The organism is Pseudomonas sp. HPB0071 (assembly GCF_000478505.2).
Classification (GTDB): Bacteria; Pseudomonadota; Gammaproteobacteria; order Pseudomonadales; family Pseudomonadaceae; genus Chryseomonas; species Chryseomonas luteola.
Genome location: NZ_KI517370.1, coordinates 92178 through 111338 on the forward strand (window position 1 = coordinate 92178; position 19161 = coordinate 111338).

Here is a 19161-nt window from a genome sequence, read left to right on the forward strand (position 1 = left end):
ACTCATTCCGTGATGACCGATCTGGCTTATGTATTGGATGTGATCACCCGAATAGATAGCCACATAAGCCTGAATGACCTTTCCGCTGATGAAATTGATTCGTTAAGAGATAGGGTTATCTGGGCTTATAGCGATCCGCGTAGCGGTCAGGTCAGATATGTATTTGGAGACAAACTCTTCTCTCCTCAAGGCGCAAGAAAAGGCGTCATTATTTCCACAGGCAGCAAACAGTTTGATTATGAATTAAAGGCCATCATGCTCCTGTTGTTCCATCATGGCCTTCGAGAAGGGGGCGTTTCTTATAAGTGGCATACTGTAGCGCAAAGAGTACGCACGCTGGTCAAGTTCTCTGAATACTGCGCCAAGGCAGGATTAGCATCATTTCGAGATTTTCCTGCCCTTCAGACATTAAGAGTTCGAAACCTTTTGCTAGCGTTTCTAACTGGTAACGATCGTCGTAGCGGTATGAATGCTCAGCTAGCGACCTCCTGTTATAAAAGCTTCAGGGATGCCTTTAAACATCTGGTCGATTACGGCTTAATACCTTGCCCAGTAATGGAGCTGTTGAATGAACTGACCCTGGCGGAGATAGACCGACACGAAGTAAGGAACCGACTTCGTCATGCAATCATTCCGACTGGAATCATGAAGCAGCTGATTGCTGAAGCCTCATCCTATTTAGAAAATGCAGAAAACCGGTTTGAGGACTTTTCGAAAGCTTTTCGTCAGACGCATCACGCAATTATCAAGGGAAATTGCAAGACGCTTAAGCACATTATTTCTTCAGCCGAGTATGACTTGGTAAAGCAACTAAAAGAAACGCTTTATAGTTACTTTAGAGACCTGAAACGACACACATATACTCTAATCCTAGCTTTTACTGGTATGCGTGATGCTGAGGTAGGTGCGTTGAAGACAGGTTCGGCCCATAGCCGTATCGAAGACGGAGAGCAATTTTATTACCTGAACAGCGTAATGACCAAAACGGCGGATAATGCTATCCAGCTGGATTGGATAGCTAATGAGCTCATCTATCGTGCTGTAACGTTACTATCAAAAGTCAACGCCCTTTACTATGAACGTGCCAGACTAATTCTGGAGCATCAATCGCACAGGTTAACTGAGACGACACGCAATAAACTGACATCTGGTTTGAAAAACCAGTGGTTATTTGGCCTGCGCCTAACGGTGTGTACATCTAATTTCGTAGTGTGCACAAAAGGCGGTGATTGCGTGAAGTCCTTACGCCTTGGCCTTTACCGTATCTTAGTGACAGAGCAGGATTTACAGCAGCTTGAAACGATGGCGTGTAACTACCGCTCTGTAGCTGCCAATAGTGGCAACCGAGGAGTACCTTACAGGGTCGGGGATGTGTTCAAGTTTACGGCTCATCAGTTCCGACATACCTTTGCCTGGTTCATCATAGCTAATCGTCTAGGTGATCTGGACGATATCAAATACCAATTCAAACATCTGCACCGCGCCATGAGCCTTGTCTACGCTGAAAGAGGCTTCCAGTCATTTAATGAGCTCAGAGCTGTGATTGAGCATTTTGGAAATCTCCTGAATAAGCGCTCACTAGACGATATTGTGCAAGCAGCTGAAACAGGTATTGTCGCCGGTGGTGGCGGTGAGCGATTGACCCGTATGCTGCAGGCTCTTAATAGTACAGAGGAGGAAATGATATTTGGCACAGATATACAGCCGCACTTTCATGAAATAAAAGACATAATCAAATTCATGACTCGACACAGCGACTCCATTCGAGGCCTACCTCACGGGTACTGTATCAAGGGACCGTCATGCAAGATCAAGAATATAGCTGATCCCTCCCACTGCCTTTACTGCGACACATATTTTACAACCCCAAAGCATCTTCCCTACTGGAAGGCTATAAAAAGCAATTGTGAGAGTAAGCTTGCCCGTATTTCGGCAATGCCTGATCACACACAGCAGCAGTTTCAAGTGTTCAAGCAGTCACTGGAGGACAACCTGTTTGCGGCTAACAAGATCATTTGCCGCCTCCTTCCTGATGACATGACTACAAAAAGGGCGACGTGATGGATGAAAGCTCAAATACTAGAGATCAGCTTCTTCAGGCTATAGATCAGCTTGTAAATTCAGGTGGTAGCATCAGTATTAGTGCGGTTGCGGCTATATGTGGTGTCTCGCACTCACTCATTTATAACCGTTACCCGGACCTCAAAGAAAGGATCAAAGAGTTCAAGCGTGTTCAGAAAGACCGGCAAAAAACGACGACTGATCAACAGCTAATTGACAATTTGTTAGCTAAAAATAAGGTCTTGTTAAAAAAGTTAGAGGTGCAAGAAAAAAGACAGGAAGAAAAAAACCTTAACCAACTACTAGCCCATCTCCAGCAAGTGTACTCTATGTATGATCAGTTACTTGAAGACAGAAACAGACTTGTAGAAAGGTTGAGCAAGCCCTGATACAACCTAAACCAGGTAAAACACTCTAGAGTGATCGCCTGACTAAGCTACTGACGCCCATTAAGCCTAGGCAGCGTGCTGCTTAGATGGTTGTAGCAGAGCCTTGTCGTGCTTGCTCTAAGATTTTGGTTAGGGCGCATACATCTCCATCAGACTAAAGGGCAAGCCAAATGATCTTGTATCTAACGGATCATTGCCCTAGGTCTTTATCGAGTTTGCGCAACCTATTATGCCCCCTAGAAAATTCGAAGAAAAACTGAGCCATCCCCTGGCAAGTTGCAAACTGCACATCCATGATGGGCGTCAACGATGGCTCTTACCGACATGTGTATCGGCAGCCTCGGGAAGCGTATCAGCGACGTCTATATCGGTAAGCCGCTGAAGAATTCCACAGTCTCCGATAGACTGCTCTACTGCGCACCGCCGACCCAAGTCATTTAATTGCTCCTCCAACGCCTGAAGCGCGTTGATTCGAGTCCTGACATGCTGGATATGCTCATTGATCAGATCGTTAACGCTTGAGCAGTTGTCGCGAGGATTTTCCTTGAAACGCAACAGGCTACGAATCTCATCCAGGGTCATGTCAAGTGCACGGCAGTTGCGAATGAAGATTAAACGTTCAACGTGTTCAGCGTTGTACAGGCGATAGTTTCCCTCGCTGCGTTCAGGCTCCGCCAAGAGACCTTCTCTTTCGTAATAGCGGATTGTTTCAACCTGACAGCCTGTTCGTTTGGCCAGTGCCCCTATTTGCATGGATTTTCCTCTTTTACTTGACCCTGTAGCTGCTACAGGGTGTTCACTCTATACGTGATTTATATAGAGGACATCCTGATGTCAAATTGTTGTGGCCATGAGCCTGCCCCCAAGAAGGCTCAGGACAGCTGCTGTAATTCCACGGCTACCTCACCTGAGTGTGGTTTAAAATCTGCGGTGTTTAATCCTGTAAAGCTTACTAAACCACAGGTGCGCCAGATTGCGTTAAAGATTGAGGCTATGGATTGCCTTACTGAAGAGCGTTTGATCAGGCAAAAGCTGAAAGCCTTGAATGGCATTTCATCATTAGATTTCGACCTGAGCAATCGCACGCTATTGGTTGGACATACCTTGTCTTCTGAAACGCCAATCATTGAAGCGATAAAATCGCTGCACATGCAGGCAGAACCATTAGAAAGATCAAAGCATCCCACCAGCTGCTGCGCACCGAAGCCGAACCCAGTAGCTGCTGTAAGCTGCTGTGGCGGTTCTACCATTAAAACTGCTCATACTCATACTACGCCCTCTGCTTCTCAAGGCGGACAATTATCCATTTTCAAAATTGAACAAATGGACTGTCCTACTGAGGAAGGTCTGATCCGGAACAAGCTTGAAGGTATGGCTGGAGTCCAGTCTTTGGAATTCAACTTACTCAAGCGTACCCTTGGTGTTAGGCATCTGTTGCCCTCAGAAGAGCCTATAAAAAAAGCCATTTTATCACTGGGCATGAAGGCTGAACCCGTCAACGATACGACCCGTACACGCATACGGATCATGCAGATGGACTGCCCTACTGAGGAAAAGCTTATCCGTGACAAGCTTTCACGGATGGAGGGCATACTTGGACTGGACTTCAACCTGATCCAGCGCGTGTTGACGGTACACCATGATCCTGAAGTGCTTACGCCGATGCTGGACAACATACGCGGCCTGGGTTTTACACCAGAGCTTGAAGCCGATACGGCTCAACAAACCGCTTCATTGCCCGCGGCAAAGAAATGGTGGCCGTTGGCATTAGGGGGGATGAGTGCGTTAGGTGCTGAACTCCTTCATTTTACCCAGGCCGCCCCTGAATGGTTAGTTGCTGCGCTGGCCCTGGTTGCTGTGCTGGGAAGTGGTTTAAGCACTTATAAAAAAGGCTGGATTGCACTTAGAAACCGAAATTTGAACATCAATGCCTTGATGAGTATTGCGGTCACAGGTGCTATCCTCATCGGTCAGTGGCCAGAGGCCGCAATGGTCATGGTGCTCTTTGCCATTGCCGAGCTGATTGAAGCAAAGTCCATTGATAGAGCTCGTAATGCTATTGAGGGCTTGATGCAGTTAACACCCGACCAGGCTACTGTCTTGCAAGCCGACGGCCACTGGGTTGAAAAAGCCGTCAATAATGTACGGGTAGGTGATCGAATTCGTGTCAAGCCCGGTGAGCGCGTAGGGCTGGATGGTATAATTGAGCAAGGTAGCTCAAGCGTCAACCAGGCCCCTATTACAGGTGAAAGCCTTCCTGTTGAGAAGGCTCCCGGCGATATGCTTTTTGCAGGGACAATCAATCAGGAGGGAGCTTTGGAATTCAGGGTGACTGCGCCGGCCAGCCAGTCGACGCTTGCTCGCATCATTCATGCAGTAGAAGAAGCTCAAGGCAATAAGGCGCCTACTCAGCGCTTTGTTGATCAGTTTTCAAGGATCTACACGCCAGGCGTTTTCCTGTTTGCTCTGGCCGTAGCGGTGCTTCCCCCGCTTGTTATGGGCGGTGAGTGGTTTACATGGATTTACCGTGCCTTGGTGCTGCTGGTTGTGGCGTGCCCCTGCGCGCTCGTGATTTCTACGCCGGTTACCATAGTGAGCGGACTGGCTGCGGCGGCCCGCAAAGGTATATTGATCAAGGGAGGTCTGTATCTTGAAACAGGCAGCAAGCTGACCCATCTAGCCTTTGACAAGACCGGTACGCTTACTCATGGCAGACCCGAGCAGACTGACTATTTTCCTGTCGAAATGCAGGGCTCTCCCGATGTGTATGCGTCGGTGGCTGCAAGTCTGGCTAACCGCTCGGACCACCCTGTTTCTAAAGCCATCGCTAACGCATCGCTGCGAAAAGGAATTTCCATACAGGAGGTAGATCATTTCGAAGCGCTGGCTGGACGTGGTATTAGAGGACAGATCGGCAGTCATATCTATCTGCTTGGTAATTACCGTTTGGTTGAAGAGCGAAAGCTTGTTTCCGATTGGCTGAAATCCAAGACCCAGGAACTGGAACGACAAGGCAAGACCGTTGTGATGTTGATGGATGAAAGCCGTGTGTTTGCGTTGTTTGCCGTTGCAGACACGGTTAAACCCTCAAGCCGTGAAGCCATTAGTGCTTTACAAACCCTGGGAATCAAAACCCTGACCTTAACAGGGGATAATCCTCATACTGCTCAGACTATAGCATCACAGGTCGGTATCGATCAGGTTCGTGGTAACCAGTTGCCTGACGATAAACTTAGCGCTGTAAAGGAGCTCCAGCAAAAGGGCTATGTAGTCGGAATGGTCGGTGATGGTATCAATGATGCCCCCGCCTTGGCTCAGGCTGACATCGGCCTGGCGATGGGCGCTGCAGGTACAGATACTGCTATTGAGACAGCTGATGTTGCACTCATGGACGATGACCTACGAAAAGCAGCGGATTTCATTCGCTTATCGCGTCAGGCAGCTACTGTGCTGAAGCAAAACATCAGTTTTGCGATTGGAATCAAGGCTATATTCCTGATTTTTACATTAACAGGGCATGCCACCATGTGGATGGCAGTGTTTGCCGACATGGGTGTAAGTCTACTGGTTGTATTCAATGGTCTGCGGCTTTTGAGACAGTAGTACCCTTCTGATTTTTGAGAACTACAAGCCCCTGACCATCAGGGGCTTCTCTTTTAGGCTCAGAGTACATTGCCCTATTGAGCCCTGACCCTTCTTACAAAATTGTAATTTTCAGCTCACCTCCCTGTTATCCAAGGCTTGTAACGATAGCGCCTGGTCTTCAGAAGACAGCCTTTTGAAGAGCCCAATAATAAGACGCAAGGCAATTTCGTAATCGACCTGCCGATTAATAGGAGCATCAGTGATGAGCAATAAGGCTAAGCTTTCGCTTGTAGCCCTGGCAGTTGTATGGGGAGCAGCCCAGACTGCGGTCGCCCAGGAGACAGGAAAAGGCGATGGATTTATTGAAGGAAGCAGTCTGACCCTGACGAACCGAAATTTCTTCTTTAACCGAGACTTCCGGCATGGACAGTCAAGCGCAACGGGCAACGGTTATTCTGAAGAGTGGGCTCACGGCGTAATGGCTGTATTTGAGTCTGGATTTACACAAGGTACTGTAGGGTTTGGTGTCGACGCGTTTGCCATGCTAGGTCTGAAGCTTGACACTGGTAGTGGCCGGTCCGGCGCCGGAGGAAGCATTGATTTACTTCCACATAACAGTAGTGGTGAGGCTGCAGATAACTATTCCAAACTGGGTGGAGCAGCCAAGGTCCGGTTGTTCGATACCGTGCTTAAAGTGGGTGATGTCTTTCCGATAACGCCCGTTGTGCAATACGGTGATTCACGTCTACTACCCGAAAGCTTTAAGGGTATTACCCTTGAAAATAGCTCCTTTGAAGGGTTGACGCTGCAGGGTGGACGCCTGCACGCCATGAGTCAGCCCAATACGAGTAGCATGCGCGATGAATTTGTTACCTTTTATGGAGGACAGGTAAACTCTCCATGGATTGGGTATCTCGGAGGTGATTACACCGTTAATGACTATGTAAAATTCAGCCTCTATACCAGTCGGTTAAAGGATGCCTGGGATCAATACTATTTTGGTACCTCGGCCAGCTATCCCCTGTCCGATACTGTTGCGCTGATTGGGACCTTCAACTACTACAAGGCAGTTGATGAAGGCAAAGAGCTTCTTGGCCGCTTCAATACCAATATATGGAGCGCCAGTACCGGTATCCAGTTTGGGGCGCACACCGTCGCAGTCGCCTATCAGCGCAACAACGGCAATAACGACTTTGACTACCTTCGTCAGGCTGACTCGATCTACCTCAACAACTCTATCCAGTATAGCGACTTCAACTCGCCCAAGGAGCAGTCCTGGCAACTTCGCTATGATCTGGACATGACCAGCTATGGAGTACCGGGTCTTTCCTTCATGACTCGCTATGCCCGAGGTTGGGACGCTGATTACTCTCAGGCAAACGATGTGTATATGCGGACGGATGATGAAGGTAATCCGCTTACCAATCAGAAGCGTTGGGAGAGGAATGTTGAGATCAAATATGTCGTTCAGACCGGCACCCTTAAAGATATGTCGTTCCGGATGCGACAGGCTACGACTCGTGCTACCAGCTTTGAGTCCGACCTTGATGAAGTCAGATTGATAGTTGAATACCCTTTGGAAATTCTTTAAATCATTTATTTATTGAATATCAACGCTGTAACTCATCCATACAACCGGCTGGGGGTCAAAAGCTTTCAATATTGTAATGTTCTCCTCACCTTGGCGATAACTTGTCTTAGTTACCCTATCACTATTCGCAACGAGTGATAGCAAGGTACTCAGCGAGTAATCTCAACAGTCAAGTGATCAATATGAAAGTTTTAATTGCCCTTCTCATGTGTAGCATTTTTCTAGAATCAAGCATGGCGATTGCTGCTGATGGTAGCGAGCGCTCAATTGAACGAAATCAGGCGTTTCGCCTGGAACTGAAAAAAAGGCATGAGCAGAAATTACAGCGTGAACACCTTGATAGTCAGCGAAAACAGAGCAGGCAACTGGGTGAGACCAGACGGAAAGATTAACTGAGCAGTAACACATCTTCTTTTGCTCCTTTGGCCGGAAGATGTGCTTTAGGCGCCTATCAGGCGCCTTTTTTATTGTGCCTATTATTTTTTTCACAGCACAATATCAGATTACAGAATTGTAATTTTGCTCTAAGCACCTCGAAAGGTTGACTCCATTAAAGTTCAATTAATTATTAAAGGAGAAGACCATGCCAAAATATTTAGCCAAAATTTTCACGGCATCATTACTCATGGCTCTGCCATTAGCAGCCCTCGCAGATAATGGCGGCGAGCGCGTCTTTAACCGCATGCAACAGGCACGAGTTCATGTTCTACAAAACAATTTCTCCAAACTGAGTGAAGTAGAGCGTGTGGAATATCAGTATGGAATGAAGCTGGATATCCAGGAAGTTCTATTTATTGGCTCAAATGCATCAGGATGTGGCGTGCAGCCTGCGGAAATGGTTTATAAGGATGCTGCAGGCGACGTGAAGGCCATCAGCTATAGGACACTAGGGCTTTACTGCTCTAATCAAAATTAATCTCACCTCTGGTTATCAGAAAAGATATCCCTTTCAATAAGCATCTTATAACCAAGCGCAGAGCCCGACGTCGATAGACGCCCTTTGCGCCTGGTTCCGCCATTCCCTTTTTACAGTCCCGTCCCGTTGATTATCGACATAATTGCAGTGTGCCCAGTCTCAATAGAGGCTATACCACACAGGGTGACAAAGGGGTCGATAACATCCCACAGCGATGGTTTGATACCGCCTACCTGTAGCAGCCAGAGAATCGCTGCAAAGGCATAGACGCCACCGTATGCCGCCTCAACTCGTCCTGCTGCGGTTGGATGCAGTGTGAGAGTCCACACGAATAAGGCCGCGGGGAATGCCCTTGCCAAATCCTAGCTAAGGCAGATAGCAACCTATGGTTTCGGCCAGAGAGGTAGGGATGAAAAGGCTTGGAGCTTGAGTTTAGACATGGACACCTCCGACCAGAGGTGTCTATCCTGGCAAGGCCAGTTAAAGAGCCTGCCCGCTAGATCGACTGGGTTACTGGCCAGCCGTGTCCCTTTGCTCTGAGCGGCGGTGAGCCGCAAAGTACAACGCTGGAAGCACAAGCAGCGTCAGTGCTGTTGAGGAGAGAATTCCCCCTATTACAACAGTGGCAAGCGGCCGCTGTACCTCAGCGCCTGTACCTGTTGCCAGTGCCATTGGTATAAACCCCAGTGAGGCCACAAGCGCAGTCATGAGCACAGGCCGAAGACGTGACAGAGCGCCATGCGTCACAGCCTCATGAAGGGAGCTGCCGTTGTCTCTCAAGCTGCGTATAAACGCAATCATAACCAGACCGTTAAGCACGGCTACACCAGACAGGGCAATAAAGCCAACCCCTGCCGAGATGGATAAGGGTATGTCTCTAAGCCACAGAGCCATCACCCCGCCTGTCAAGGCAAAGGGAATCCCTGTAAAGACTAGAAGTCCGTCTTTAATGTTGTTGAACATCATGAACAGAAGTACAAAAACAAGAAGCAGGGCCACTGGAACAACGATTTGAAGCCGCTGCGCCGCTGACTGAAGCTGCTCAAACTGCCCTCCCCAGCTTGTCCAATACCCTGCGGGTACCTTTACGTCCTGCTCAATACGTGTCGCGGCATCCTGAACAAATGAACCAATGTCACGGCCTCGTACGTTAGCACTGACAATGACAAGTCGTTTACCGTTTTCACGACTGATCTGATTTGGTCCCAGTACCAGATCCAGTGTTGCTAAATCAGAGAGAGGAATAAATCCTATCCGGCCTGTCGTATCGCTACTTGAAGCAGGAACAGGGATAAGCATTTGCGACATTGCATCCAGATCAGTTCGCAATTCATCGGAGAGCCGGACCACTATATCGAAGCGGCGGTCCCCTTCGAACAATGTACCGGCCTGACGTCCACCAAAGGCTGCGGAGACAGCATCCTGAACATCGCCAATGTTCAGGCCAAAGCGGGCAGCCCTGTCACGATCCACATTGACCGTAAGTAATGGGAGCCCGGAGGTTTGCTCAACCTTTACCTCAGATGCGCCCTCTACTTTCTGCATGCTTGAGGCGATTCTGGCGGCCGTCTGGTTGAGAACTTCCATATCGTCCCCGTATACCTTGACCGCAACGTCACTGCGCACGCCTGAAATCAACTCGTTGAAGCGAAGTTGTATAGGCTGGGACATCTCATAGTTGCTACCAGGCACGGTCGCGCTGGCTTTTTGAATCTCCTCGATAAGCACATCCCGTGACTTGTCCGGGTCAGGCCATTGTTCGCGTGGCTTGAGCATGACATAGCTGTCCGAAATATTCGGTGGCATGGGGTCAGCCGCAATTTCGGCTGTTCCTGTCCGGGCAAAGACACGCTGGACTTCAGGGACGCGCTCAATCAGTGCTTTTTCCAGGCGCTGCTGCATATCTACTGATTGCGTAAGACTGGTCCCAGGTACCCTGAGTGCCTGAAGGGCGAAGTCTCCCTCACTCAGACTGGGTACGAATTCACTGCCCATGCGGCTTGCTAGAAAACCAGACAGACCCACCACTAGTACGGCAGCTGCGAAAACTGCCGGGCGATGCTTCATTACCCCGTTCAGGATGGGAGAGTAGCCCTGCCGCGCCGCTCGCATAACCAGGTTTTCTTCTTCCTTGACCTTACCCGTCACAAACAGGGCAATGGCTGCCGGAACAAATGTGATGGAAAGAATCATCGCACCCAGTAGTGCAATCACTACGGTAAATGCCATGGGATGGAACATCTTTCCTTCTACGCCGCTCAGGGCAAAAATCGGAAGATAAACCACCATGATGATCAGCTGACCAAATATAAGCGGACGTCGGGCCTCTCTGGCTGCTGCAAATACCTCATGGAAACGCTCGGAGCGAGTCAGTATGCGTCCGTGGTGGTGCTGCGCATGAGCAAGGCGTCGAATTGAGTTCTCAACGATCACTACAGCACCGTCCACAATGACACCAAAGTCAAGCGCCCCCAGGCTCATAAGATTGGCACTGACCTTGTTGGCAAACATCCCGGTAAAGGTAAACAGCATGGACAACGGAATGACCATTGCTGTAATCAGTGCAGCACGTATGTTGCCAAGGAACAGAAATAAAATGGCGATAACGAGAATAGCGCCCTCGACCAGGTTTTTCTTGACGGTGGCAATGGCCTTGTCCACCAGGGTGGTGCGGTCATACACCGGAACCGCTGAAACACCAGCGGGTAATGAACGATTGATATCCTCAATCTTTTTCGACACCGCCTGAGCAACAGATCGGCTATTCTCACCAATCAGCATAAACACTGTGCCCAGTACTACCTCACGACCATTTTCCGTGGCGGCGCCGGATCGAAGCTCTTTTCCGATTCCTACTGAAGCTACATCACGAATGCGAATGGGAGAGCCGTCTACTGTCGTAAGCACTATATTGGCAATGTCCTGCTCCGACCCTACCTGTCCAGGCGCGCGAATAACCAGCTGCTCGCCGCCACGCTCGATAAACCCTGCTCCGACGTTGGCATTGTTGCGCTCAAGCGCAGAGAAAAGATCATTTAAAGTCAGGCCATAAGAGGCAAGCTTCTTAAGATTGGGAGCGACCTGATACTCCTTGTTGAAACCACCAATGGTATTGATTTCCGCTACGCCAGGAACATTGCGCAGTTGTGGTTTTATAATCCAGTCCTGAATGACGCGCAGGTCAGTAGGTGTATAGGGCGTACCATCCTCTTTTCGCGCCTGCTCATCCGCTTCGACTGTCCACAGGAATATCTCACCTAATCCGGTTGAGATTGGCCCCATCATTGCCTCAGCGCTCTCTGGAAGCTGATTACGAGCGCCTTGCAGGCGTTCGTTAACCATCTGACGGGCAAAGTAAAGATCAGTACCATCTTCAAAGATAACCGTTACCTGCGAAAAACCTGAACGGGACAATGAGCGGGTCTGTTGAAGATGAGGCAATCCGGCCATAGCCGTTTCGATGGGATAGGTCAGCCGTTGTTCGGCCTCCAGAGGCGAAAAGCCAGGCATGGCCGTGTTGATCTGAACCTGGACATTTGTGATATCGGGTACAGCATCAATAGGTAGCTTTTGATAGCTGAAAACTCCTAGCGCAGACATGCCCAGCACTGCCAGCATGACCAGCCATCGCTGTTCAATGGAAAATCTGAGAATACGTTCGAACATTGGAAAATACTCGTGGCAGGACCTGGGGCACTTAATGGGAATGTTCGGCTGAACCTTTTCCTAATTCGGACTTGAGAATAAAGCTGCCCTCGACGGCTATCTGAGTACCTGCATCCAGACCATTAGTGACTTCCACAAAGCCGCTGTCTCGTACGCCCAGCTGCACAGGCTGAGCCTGGAAACCTTCTGGTGTACGAACAAAAACGGAGGGCTTATCCTCAAGGGTCTGAATAGCCTGTACCGGAACGGTCACAGCGGCTTTCTGTGTTGACGTTGCTACATTGATTGTGACAAACAGCCCCGGACGCCAAGCGCCCTCAGGGTTGTCCAATGTAACGCGTGCTGTTGCTGCACGCGTCTGCTCACCCAGAAGGCTACCCACGTAGGCAACAACCCCTTGAGCGGTGCTTCCAAGCTCGGCCGCAACCACCTCAACCTTTTTTCCTACCACCACTCTGCCCAAGTCACGTGCTGATACGTTAAACGTTGCCCATACATGGGAGAGATCTGTCAGCACAAATACATTGGATGTATCGTTGACAACTTCACCCAGGACAACATGTTTTTCAATAACCGTACCATCAAAGGGGGCACGGACTTCATAGCGGTTTCCTCCGGAAAGACTGCTACTTCCGCTTAGGGCCTGCGTTTTTTGCAGGGCATTTTTCAAGTTTATCTCTGCCTCCTGCAAGGCTTGCCGTGCTTGCAGATAGTCTTGTTCAGCAGAGATCTTTTCTTCCCAGAGCTTTTTTTCCCGACTGAAAAGCGTACGTGCGAGTGCGGCACGCTGCTGGGCTGCTGCCAGCTCGCTACGCTGTTCGGAGACCTGCTGGCTGGAAATAATGGCCAGCACCTGACCCTTTTTTACCTGCTCACCCAAATTGACCTTCACGGCTTCGACGACACCCACAGCCCGAGGTACTACATGGGCCGTTCGATCCTCATTGAAGCGAATCTCACCAGGTAGCGACAGCACGTTATTGATCTGCCCGGACCTAGCTGTGCCTAACGTGATACCTGCAGCCTTGATTTGTTCAGCGCTGAGCTCGATCGCTCCTTCCTTGTGCTCGTCTCCGTGCTCCCCTTCGTGGTTTTCTCCATGTTCATCACCTTGTTCTTCCTCAGCATGGCTTTCACCCTCATGCTTTTCATGCGCGCCTTCCTCCTCATTATGATGGGCAGCAGAAGCAGCTTCCTTTTTCACCTCACTGGAATGATCATCTTCTCCATGCGGATGATCATGTTCTTGCGCTCGGAGTTCGTGTTTTGTCACAGCTCCATCAATACCTAAGCTGAGCCCCAGTCCTATAACCACCGCAAGGATGGTTGTAATAGAGACCCTTTGTTTCTTACTCATGAATGCTCCCGGAAATACATGGTCAGCGCGACGGCGTTATCGAGAAATCGGATGGGTGATTTGGGATGGATAAAAAGAAACGGCGTCGCCGTAAATCCGCTCAAGGCGTACTAGGGCGTCAGTTGCACTTTCTAAAGACTGAAGATACTGGCCACGCGAAGAAATCAGGGTTCGCTGGGCATCCAAGACATCCAAGAAGCTGAATTTGCCCATGGCAAAGCCACGGGTCGCGCTTTCGACGGCTTGCCTGCCCGCAGGAAGAATCGATTGGCGAAACTCCGAGATGTCGGCAACAGCTATTTCCCATTGCTCATAAGCTTGCAGGGTTTCACTCCTTAGACGAAGCTCTGCTGCATTGCGTAAGTCCCGTGCCTGATCCGCCCGGCGTGAGGCTGCATAGATATTGCCCTGATTACGGTCAAACAAAGGTAGCGGCAAGGAAATGCCGACCAGGTTGACCCGCTCTCGTTCCTGCTCATCGTACTGGCTACCGATACTGACGCGTATGTCGGGTATGCGCTGAGTGCGCTCCAGATGGAGCTCGGCCTCGCTTCGATCGATCTGTAGCAAAGCACGACGCAGCTCTGGCGTGCCGCGTATACGACCCAGCAGTTCATCTCTAGTTGGAAGGCCGGGCAGATGTTCAAAGCTGCCCTGAACCTGAGAAAAAACAGGCACCGACTCGCCTAACAGTGCTGCCAACTGCTTGTAGGTACTATCGCGCTCAAGCTGAGCCCGGCGCACTTCAACGCGTACAGTAGAAAGTTGAACCTCCGCTCGAGATAATTCTACGGGTGAGGTTTTTCCTGCCTCCACTCGGCCCTTGGCGATGGTAAGGCCATTGTCTGCCAACTCTACCGCTTGCTTGGCAAGCTGCAGGCCTTCCTGAGCCTTTAGTGCAGCATAAAAGGCTTGCATGACATCGGCGCGCAAGCTGTTGGTCCGGTAGTCAATATCCGCTGAAGCGAGCACCTGAGAGGCATTAGCCACGTCTACCCTTGCCTGGCGCTTCCCTCCAAGTTCAATAGGTTGAGTAAGAGTAATGCTGCTGATCTGTTTGTTGGAGCGAGTATCCTCTACATCCCAGGAGAGTTCTGGGTTGGGTATCAATCCCGCTTGCTGCCTAAGCCCAAGCGATACGTCTGCCTCCTGACGAGCAGCAGAAAACTCTGGATTATTCTCATAAGCTTTGGATAAAGCGCTTTCCAGTGTCAAAGCCCCCATCGAAGGGCCTGCAGTCAATGGAGATGCCATTAAATAACCAAGAAGCCCTAATCCATAACTAATAAGCTTGGTGTTTGGAAACTTCCAAAAAGTATCTAGTACAGACAAAAATTGCTCCCGACATCTTGGTTTACAGTTAGGCTTTATGAGAAATAAAAAGAGCGCCCTTATTTCCAGCAATGAAATAAAGCTATCTCGATTATCACTGTATAGACAGAACTTATCGGGGAAGTGACCTGAACATTACAAATCTGTAATGTTCAAAAAGAGGGCAATACCTCGCTACAATTTACCTATTTCATGACACTGCTTTTGCAATGCATGAGATATGAGAGCTGCTGAGATAGAGCCTTTCAAGCCGCGTTCTTGACCCATGGCGCCTGCTTTTTAAAAAGCTTTCTTGACTCTGTAGTCGCTACAGGGTTTATGCTTTGAACTATAAACTCCAGCGCTATCAAAACAAATAATAAAAATTCATCCTTAATTAAGTGTTTATTATTTTAATAGTGAGTACACCATGCGAATCCTTATTGTTGAGGACGAGCCAAAAGCTGCCGAATATTTAAAGCAAGGTTTGACTGAAAGTGGTTATATTGTTGACTGTGCCAATACTGGCATCGATGGACTTTATTTAGCTCACCAGCAGACGTATGACCTTATTCTGCTGGACGTAAATCTTCCAGAGATGGATGGTTGGGAAGTACTCGAACTCATACGAAAGCGCAAGCAGACGCGTGTGATCATGCTGACAGCACGAGGGCGTCTTGAAGAAAAGGTGAAAGGTCTTGATCTGGGCGCTGATGATTACCTGGTCAAACCCTTCCAGTTCCCAGAGTTACTGGCCCGTATCCGTTCGTTGTTTCGCCGAAGTGATGCAGTCCAGGTATCGGATGTTGTTAAGGTGGCCGATCTGGAGCTTGATCCGAATCGGCACCGTGCCTTTCGTGGCAACCAGCGTATTGACCTGACGACCAAGGAATTTGCGCTCCTGCATCTGCTCATGCGCAAGACGGGTGAGGTGCTCACCCGTACCCAGATCATCTCGATGGTTTGGGACATGAATTTTGACTGTGACACCAATGTCGTTGAGGTTTCAATCAGACGGCTGCGGGCCAAGATCGACGATCCCTTTGAGATAAAGCTAATCCATACCATTCGTGGTGCGGGGTATATTCTTGAGGAGCGTGGATGATTTCGACCAGCTTGTCGTTTCGCCTGAGCCTCAAGGTTATCCTGCTGGGAGCAATGCTCGTCATGCTTGTTGTAGGGCTCTCCTACATAACGCTTGATCGTGAGCTTGATCTCTCTGCTCATGAAAACCTGACTGGCAAGTTCGAGCGTATCGAACATAACCTTAAGGTAGACGTAGCACCTGAGCAGTTATCAAACAAGCCGCACGCATTGCTGGATCTCATCCTGGGCCATGACAACCTGAGCCTTAGTATCCTTGACGCCGATCAGGCGCCTGCTGTCATGCTGGGCATCGGGCAATATGCTCTTGCTCCCGAGATTCGTACCCTGGCAGTAGGCACCTCTATCGCCTTTCATTCTTGGCTTTCAGCAACCAACCAGGAGATGCTGACTGTCTCCAAGGTTATCCCGACTCAAGACGGTCAATTGGTTAAAGCACTGCTGACTCTGGATCGTTCAGCTGACCGCCACTTGCTATTGGCCTTTTTAAAGTCATCACTAGTCTCCGTACCGGTACTTTTGATACTCATCGGCATTAGTGCCTGGTTGCTTGTACAAAAGGAACTCCGGCCGTTACGACGGTTTCGCAGTGTTGCCGCACAGATATCGACCCAAAGTCTTTCCCATCGAATCAAAACTGACAGATTGCCCAGGGAGTTGAAGGATCTTGCTCATAGCATGAATTTTATGCTCCACCGGCTAGATACAGGTGTACAACAGCTTTCTGAATTTTCGGACGATCTTGCTCATGAATTGCGCTCCCCAATTAACAATCTCATGATCAAGACACAGGTTACCCTCTCGCGTAAACGCTCCGAGGCGGAATATTGCCACGTCCTGGAGTCTGCTATAGAAGAGTATGAACGGTTAAATCGTATTATCTCGGACATGCTGTTTCTCGCCCAGGTAAGTCATCCCCATACACTGATTCCCTTCACCCCCATCTTTCTGCGCGACGAGACCATGCGAATCATGGACCTCTTTGCAATCAGTGCCGAAGACAAGGACATATCGATAAGCATCAGAGGAGAAGCCTCCACGATGGGAGATCGGTTAATGATCCAACGTGCTCTGTCCAACTTGCTCTCAAATGCTATTGGGCATACGCCTTACGGCGGCACGGTGGCCATTGTTCTAACGGAAGAAGCAGACGAGGCCAGTGTCACTGTTGAGAACACGGGTGCCGGTATTGGTGCACATCACCTACCGCATCTTTTTGAACGGTTCTATCGGGTTGATGGCCGGCGGACGCATGAACAGGGCGGTACAGGACTGGGGCTGGCCATCGTACGCTCCATCATGAGTCTGCATCAAGGACGCTGTGAGGTCGAAAGCATTCCTGGCCACGTTACTCGCTTCCGCCTGATATTCCCCATAGGACAGGTCCGTGCTTCAAGCCTTACCCCTACTCACGACGTCTTTTAGAGGGCCTTTATGGATCATCACGAGCACAGCCATGCACATGCACATGCACATGCACATGCACATGGAAACATTGACACGAATAACAAGGCCTTCCTGATAGCGACAGCCTTGAATACCGGCTTTGTTATTGTCGAGTTTGTTTACGGCATCGCTGCAAACTCAACGGCCCTTATTGCTGATGCTGGGCATAACCTGTCTGACGTATTAGGTTTGATACTGGCGTGGGGAGCTGCTCTTTTAGGGAGAAGAGCCCCTAGCCATAAATTCACCTATGGTTTGAGGGGTACATCTATTCTTGCTGCACTAGGTAATGCCGTGCTGCTTCTTGTTGCCTGCGGTGCCATTGCCTGGGAAGCAGTCACCCGCTTTTCAAACCCCGGAGCGGTATCCGGGCTGACCGTTTCCATAGTAGCTGGCATCGGCATCCTCATAAACGGTGCCTCAGCGCTTCTTTTCATCAAGGGCAGCAAAAGTGATCTTAATGTCAAAGGCGCATTTCTTCATATGGCAGCTGATGCAGGCGTCTCACTCGGCGTGGTCCTTGCAGGTGTCGCTATCTACTTTACCGGCGCACACTGGATCGACCCCATCCTGAGCCTGATCATTGTAGCCATCATCATAATCAGCACTTGGTCACTATTGCGTGACTCTGTAGATCTTGCACTTAATGCTGTACCCAACAGCGTTGATCGTAATGAGATCGAGACCTACCTCCTGCAGCTAAACGGCGTGAAAGACATACACGACCTTCATATTTGGGGGATGAGTACTACAGAAAACGCCCTAACGGTGCATTTGGTGATGCCCAATGGCTATCCGGGAGATACCTTCATGAATGAGACAATGCATACGCTCAAGGACAGGTATTCAATTCATCACTGTACGCTTCAGGTAGAGCAAGGACTGGCCCCTCATGAGACCCAGCTGGTTTAACGCTCAGCACTGCTTTTAAACAATAATTATGGGCCTTGGCCTACATACTTAACACTCGGCGCCAGGGATGGCCTGAGTAAATTGGCTGGGAATACCCTTTGCTATCCCTTTCCTGATAAAAGGAAATAGCTAATCTTGATCGGTAGAGCCATCGCTCCTGGGTGTGGAAGCTGAGCTATGAAAGTGTACGACCAGTGCGTATTACCCTGTCTGATTCATTCAGTAATGAACTCCCGGCGCCTTGACGCCTACCGAAGGCGTTTAGCGATTCAGGCCAAGGGGGTAGCACTGGAAATTGGCTTTGGTTCAGGACGCAATCTGCCCTTCTACATCCCGGATCAGGTTGAGCGGCTCTATGCGCTTGAGCCTGACGCCAATATGTTAAAGCTGGGTCAGAAGGACGTATCGCATGCGCCTTTTCCCATCGAGATCCTGCATTGCACGGCTGAGCATATTCCTTTGCCTGATCGGAGCATAGATACTGCACTTTGCTCCTGGACACTATGTAGCGTTCCAGATATCCGCATGGCTCTCCATGAGATTCGTCGAGTACTCAAACCTGATGGGTATTTCGCCTTTTGCGAACATGGTTTGGCGTCGGATCCAGGCGTTGCTCGCTGGCAGCAGAAGCTGACGCCCATGTGGAGCCGTTTTGTAGGCGGATGCCATCTGGATCGTTCCATTGATGAACTGCTCAGGGACAGCGGTTTTCGAATAGCCAGGCTTGAGAACAGCTACCAGAGCATGGTTAAGCCAATGAGCTATATGTATGAAGGGCTGGCTGATCTAGAGGGTGCCAAGTCAACCGCTGATGCTCTCTGAC

Annotated in this window: 14 protein-coding genes and 1 pseudogene; 10 read left to right on the forward strand and 5 right to left on the reverse strand. The window is 49.6% G+C overall.

The genetic code is table 11. From position 1 onward, the window contains the following. Window positions 1–9 precede the first annotated feature (9 nt). Window positions 10–2061: an integrase gene (locus HMPREF1487_RS24855; RefSeq protein WP_154982428.1), complete on the forward strand. Its 2052-nt coding sequence runs from the start codon at window positions 10–12 to the stop codon at window positions 2059–2061. Continuing rightward, window positions 2061–2450 carry a TetR/AcrR family transcriptional regulator gene (locus tag HMPREF1487_RS24860; RefSeq protein WP_010799555.1) on the forward strand — a complete coding sequence of 130 codons (390 nt, stop codon included), beginning with the start codon at window positions 2061–2063 and terminating at the stop codon, window positions 2448–2450. Before HMPREF1487_RS24855 ends, HMPREF1487_RS24860 begins: the two co-directional genes overlap by 1 nt. Before the next feature lie 303 nt (window positions 2451–2753). On the opposite strand, the gene cadR is transcribed toward HMPREF1487_RS24860, so the two are convergent. Continuing rightward, window positions 2754–3203 carry a Cd(II)/Pb(II)-responsive transcriptional regulator gene (gene cadR, locus HMPREF1487_RS24865; RefSeq protein ID WP_010799556.1) on the reverse strand — a complete coding sequence of 150 codons (450 nt, stop codon included), beginning with the start codon at window positions 3201–3203 and terminating at the stop codon, window positions 2754–2756. A gap of 240 nt (window positions 3204–3443) precedes the next feature. On the opposite strand from cadR, the gene HMPREF1487_RS24870 reads away from it, so the two are divergent. The 4 genes from HMPREF1487_RS24870 (at window position 3444) to HMPREF1487_RS24885 (ending at window position 8542) form a co-directional block, all read left to right on the forward strand. Next, window positions 3444–6053 carry a heavy metal translocating P-type ATPase gene (locus tag HMPREF1487_RS24870; RefSeq protein WP_074828900.1) on the forward strand — a complete coding sequence of 870 codons (2610 nt, stop codon included), beginning with the start codon at window positions 3444–3446 and terminating at the stop codon, window positions 6051–6053. Between the two features lie 244 nt (window positions 6054–6297). Then, a complete protein-coding gene (locus tag HMPREF1487_RS24875; protein WP_010799558.1) occupies window positions 6298–7626 on the forward strand; it encodes an OprD family porin in 1329 nt (442 codons plus the stop codon). Window positions 7627–7808: 182 nt separating this feature from the next. Continuing rightward, entirely contained in the window at window positions 7809–8018 is a 210-nt protein-coding gene (locus HMPREF1487_RS24880) for a hypothetical protein (RefSeq protein ID WP_037031338.1), read from the forward strand. A 191-nt stretch (window positions 8019–8209) separates the two neighbouring features. Then, on the forward strand, window positions 8210–8542 hold the full coding sequence (locus tag HMPREF1487_RS24885; protein ID WP_010799559.1) for a DUF2790 domain-containing protein: 333 nt from the start codon (window positions 8210–8212) through the stop codon (window positions 8540–8542). A gap of 110 nt (window positions 8543–8652) precedes the next feature. On the opposite strand, the pseudogene HMPREF1487_RS27100 reads toward HMPREF1487_RS24885, so the two are convergent. The 4 genes and pseudogenes from HMPREF1487_RS27100 to HMPREF1487_RS24900 form a co-directional block, all read right to left on the reverse strand. Beyond that, a pseudogene (locus tag HMPREF1487_RS27100) lies at window positions 8653–8953 on the reverse strand (hypothetical protein). A gap of 99 nt (window positions 8954–9052) precedes the next feature. Further along, complete coding sequence (locus tag HMPREF1487_RS24890) at window positions 9053–12208, reverse strand: CusA/CzcA family heavy metal efflux RND transporter (protein ID WP_010799560.1); 3156 nt, start codon at window positions 12206–12208, stop codon at window positions 9053–9055. A 31-nt stretch (window positions 12209–12239) separates the two neighbouring features. Further along, window positions 12240–13565 (reverse strand): efflux RND transporter periplasmic adaptor subunit, encoded by a 1326-nt coding sequence (locus tag HMPREF1487_RS24895; protein WP_010799561.1) that lies wholly within the window; start codon window positions 13563–13565, stop codon window positions 12240–12242. 36 nt (window positions 13566–13601) lie between these two features. Next, window positions 13602–14819: a TolC family protein gene (locus tag HMPREF1487_RS24900; RefSeq protein WP_051370294.1), complete on the reverse strand. Its 1218-nt coding sequence runs from the start codon at window positions 14817–14819 to the stop codon at window positions 13602–13604. Window positions 14820–15306: 487 nt separating this feature from the next. On the opposite strand from HMPREF1487_RS24900, the gene HMPREF1487_RS24905 reads away from it, so the two are divergent. The 4 genes from HMPREF1487_RS24905 (at window position 15307) to HMPREF1487_RS24920 (ending at window position 19160) form a co-directional block, all read left to right on the forward strand. Further along, entirely contained in the window at window positions 15307–15981 is a 675-nt protein-coding gene (locus tag HMPREF1487_RS24905) for a heavy metal response regulator transcription factor (protein WP_010799563.1), read from the forward strand. Then, on the forward strand, window positions 15978–17405 hold the full coding sequence (locus HMPREF1487_RS24910; protein WP_010799564.1) for a heavy metal sensor histidine kinase: 1428 nt from the start codon (window positions 15978–15980) through the stop codon (window positions 17403–17405). Before HMPREF1487_RS24905 ends, HMPREF1487_RS24910 begins: the two co-directional genes overlap by 4 nt. Before the next feature lie 9 nt (window positions 17406–17414). Further along, window positions 17415–18338 carry a cation diffusion facilitator family transporter gene (locus HMPREF1487_RS24915; RefSeq protein ID WP_010799565.1) on the forward strand — a complete coding sequence of 308 codons (924 nt, stop codon included), beginning with the start codon at window positions 17415–17417 and terminating at the stop codon, window positions 18336–18338. Between the two features lie 177 nt (window positions 18339–18515). Beyond that, complete coding sequence (locus tag HMPREF1487_RS24920) at window positions 18516–19160, forward strand: class I SAM-dependent methyltransferase (RefSeq protein ID WP_010799566.1); 645 nt, start codon at window positions 18516–18518, stop codon at window positions 19158–19160. Window position 19161: the final 1 nt, after the last annotated feature.

Excerpts from the sequence above, each read along its gene's own strand:
- HMPREF1487_RS24860 (WP_010799555.1), top strand. The coding sequence starts at position 2,061 with ATGGATGAAAGCTCAAATACTAGAGATCAGCTTCTTCAGGCTATAGAT.
- cadR (WP_010799556.1), bottom strand. The coding sequence starts at position 3,203 with ATGCAAATAGGGGCACTGGCCAAACGAACAGGCTGTCAGGTTGAAACA.
- HMPREF1487_RS24870 (WP_074828900.1), top strand. The coding sequence starts at position 3,444 with ATGGATTGCCTTACTGAAGAGCGTTTGATCAGGCAAAAGCTGAAAGCC.
- HMPREF1487_RS24875 (WP_010799558.1), top strand. The coding sequence starts at position 6,298 with ATGAGCAATAAGGCTAAGCTTTCGCTTGTAGCCCTGGCAGTTGTATGG.
- HMPREF1487_RS24880 (WP_037031338.1), top strand. The coding sequence starts at position 7,809 with ATGAAAGTTTTAATTGCCCTTCTCATGTGTAGCATTTTTCTAGAATCA.
- HMPREF1487_RS24885 (WP_010799559.1), top strand. The coding sequence starts at position 8,210 with ATGCCAAAATATTTAGCCAAAATTTTCACGGCATCATTACTCATGGCT.
- HMPREF1487_RS24890 (WP_010799560.1), bottom strand. The coding sequence starts at position 12,208 with ATGTTCGAACGTATTCTCAGATTTTCCATTGAACAGCGATGGCTGGTC.
- HMPREF1487_RS24895 (WP_010799561.1), bottom strand. The coding sequence starts at position 13,565 with ATGAGTAAGAAACAAAGGGTCTCTATTACAACCATCCTTGCGGTGGTT.
- HMPREF1487_RS24900 (WP_051370294.1), bottom strand. The coding sequence starts at position 14,819 with ATGGCATCTCCATTGACTGCAGGCCCTTCGATGGGGGCTTTGACACTG.
- HMPREF1487_RS24905 (WP_010799563.1), top strand. The coding sequence starts at position 15,307 with ATGCGAATCCTTATTGTTGAGGACGAGCCAAAAGCTGCCGAATATTTA.
- HMPREF1487_RS24910 (WP_010799564.1), top strand. The coding sequence starts at position 15,978 with ATGATTTCGACCAGCTTGTCGTTTCGCCTGAGCCTCAAGGTTATCCTG.
- HMPREF1487_RS24915 (WP_010799565.1), top strand. The coding sequence starts at position 17,415 with ATGGATCATCACGAGCACAGCCATGCACATGCACATGCACATGCACAT.
- HMPREF1487_RS24920 (WP_010799566.1), top strand. The coding sequence starts at position 18,516 with ATGAAAGTGTACGACCAGTGCGTATTACCCTGTCTGATTCATTCAGTA.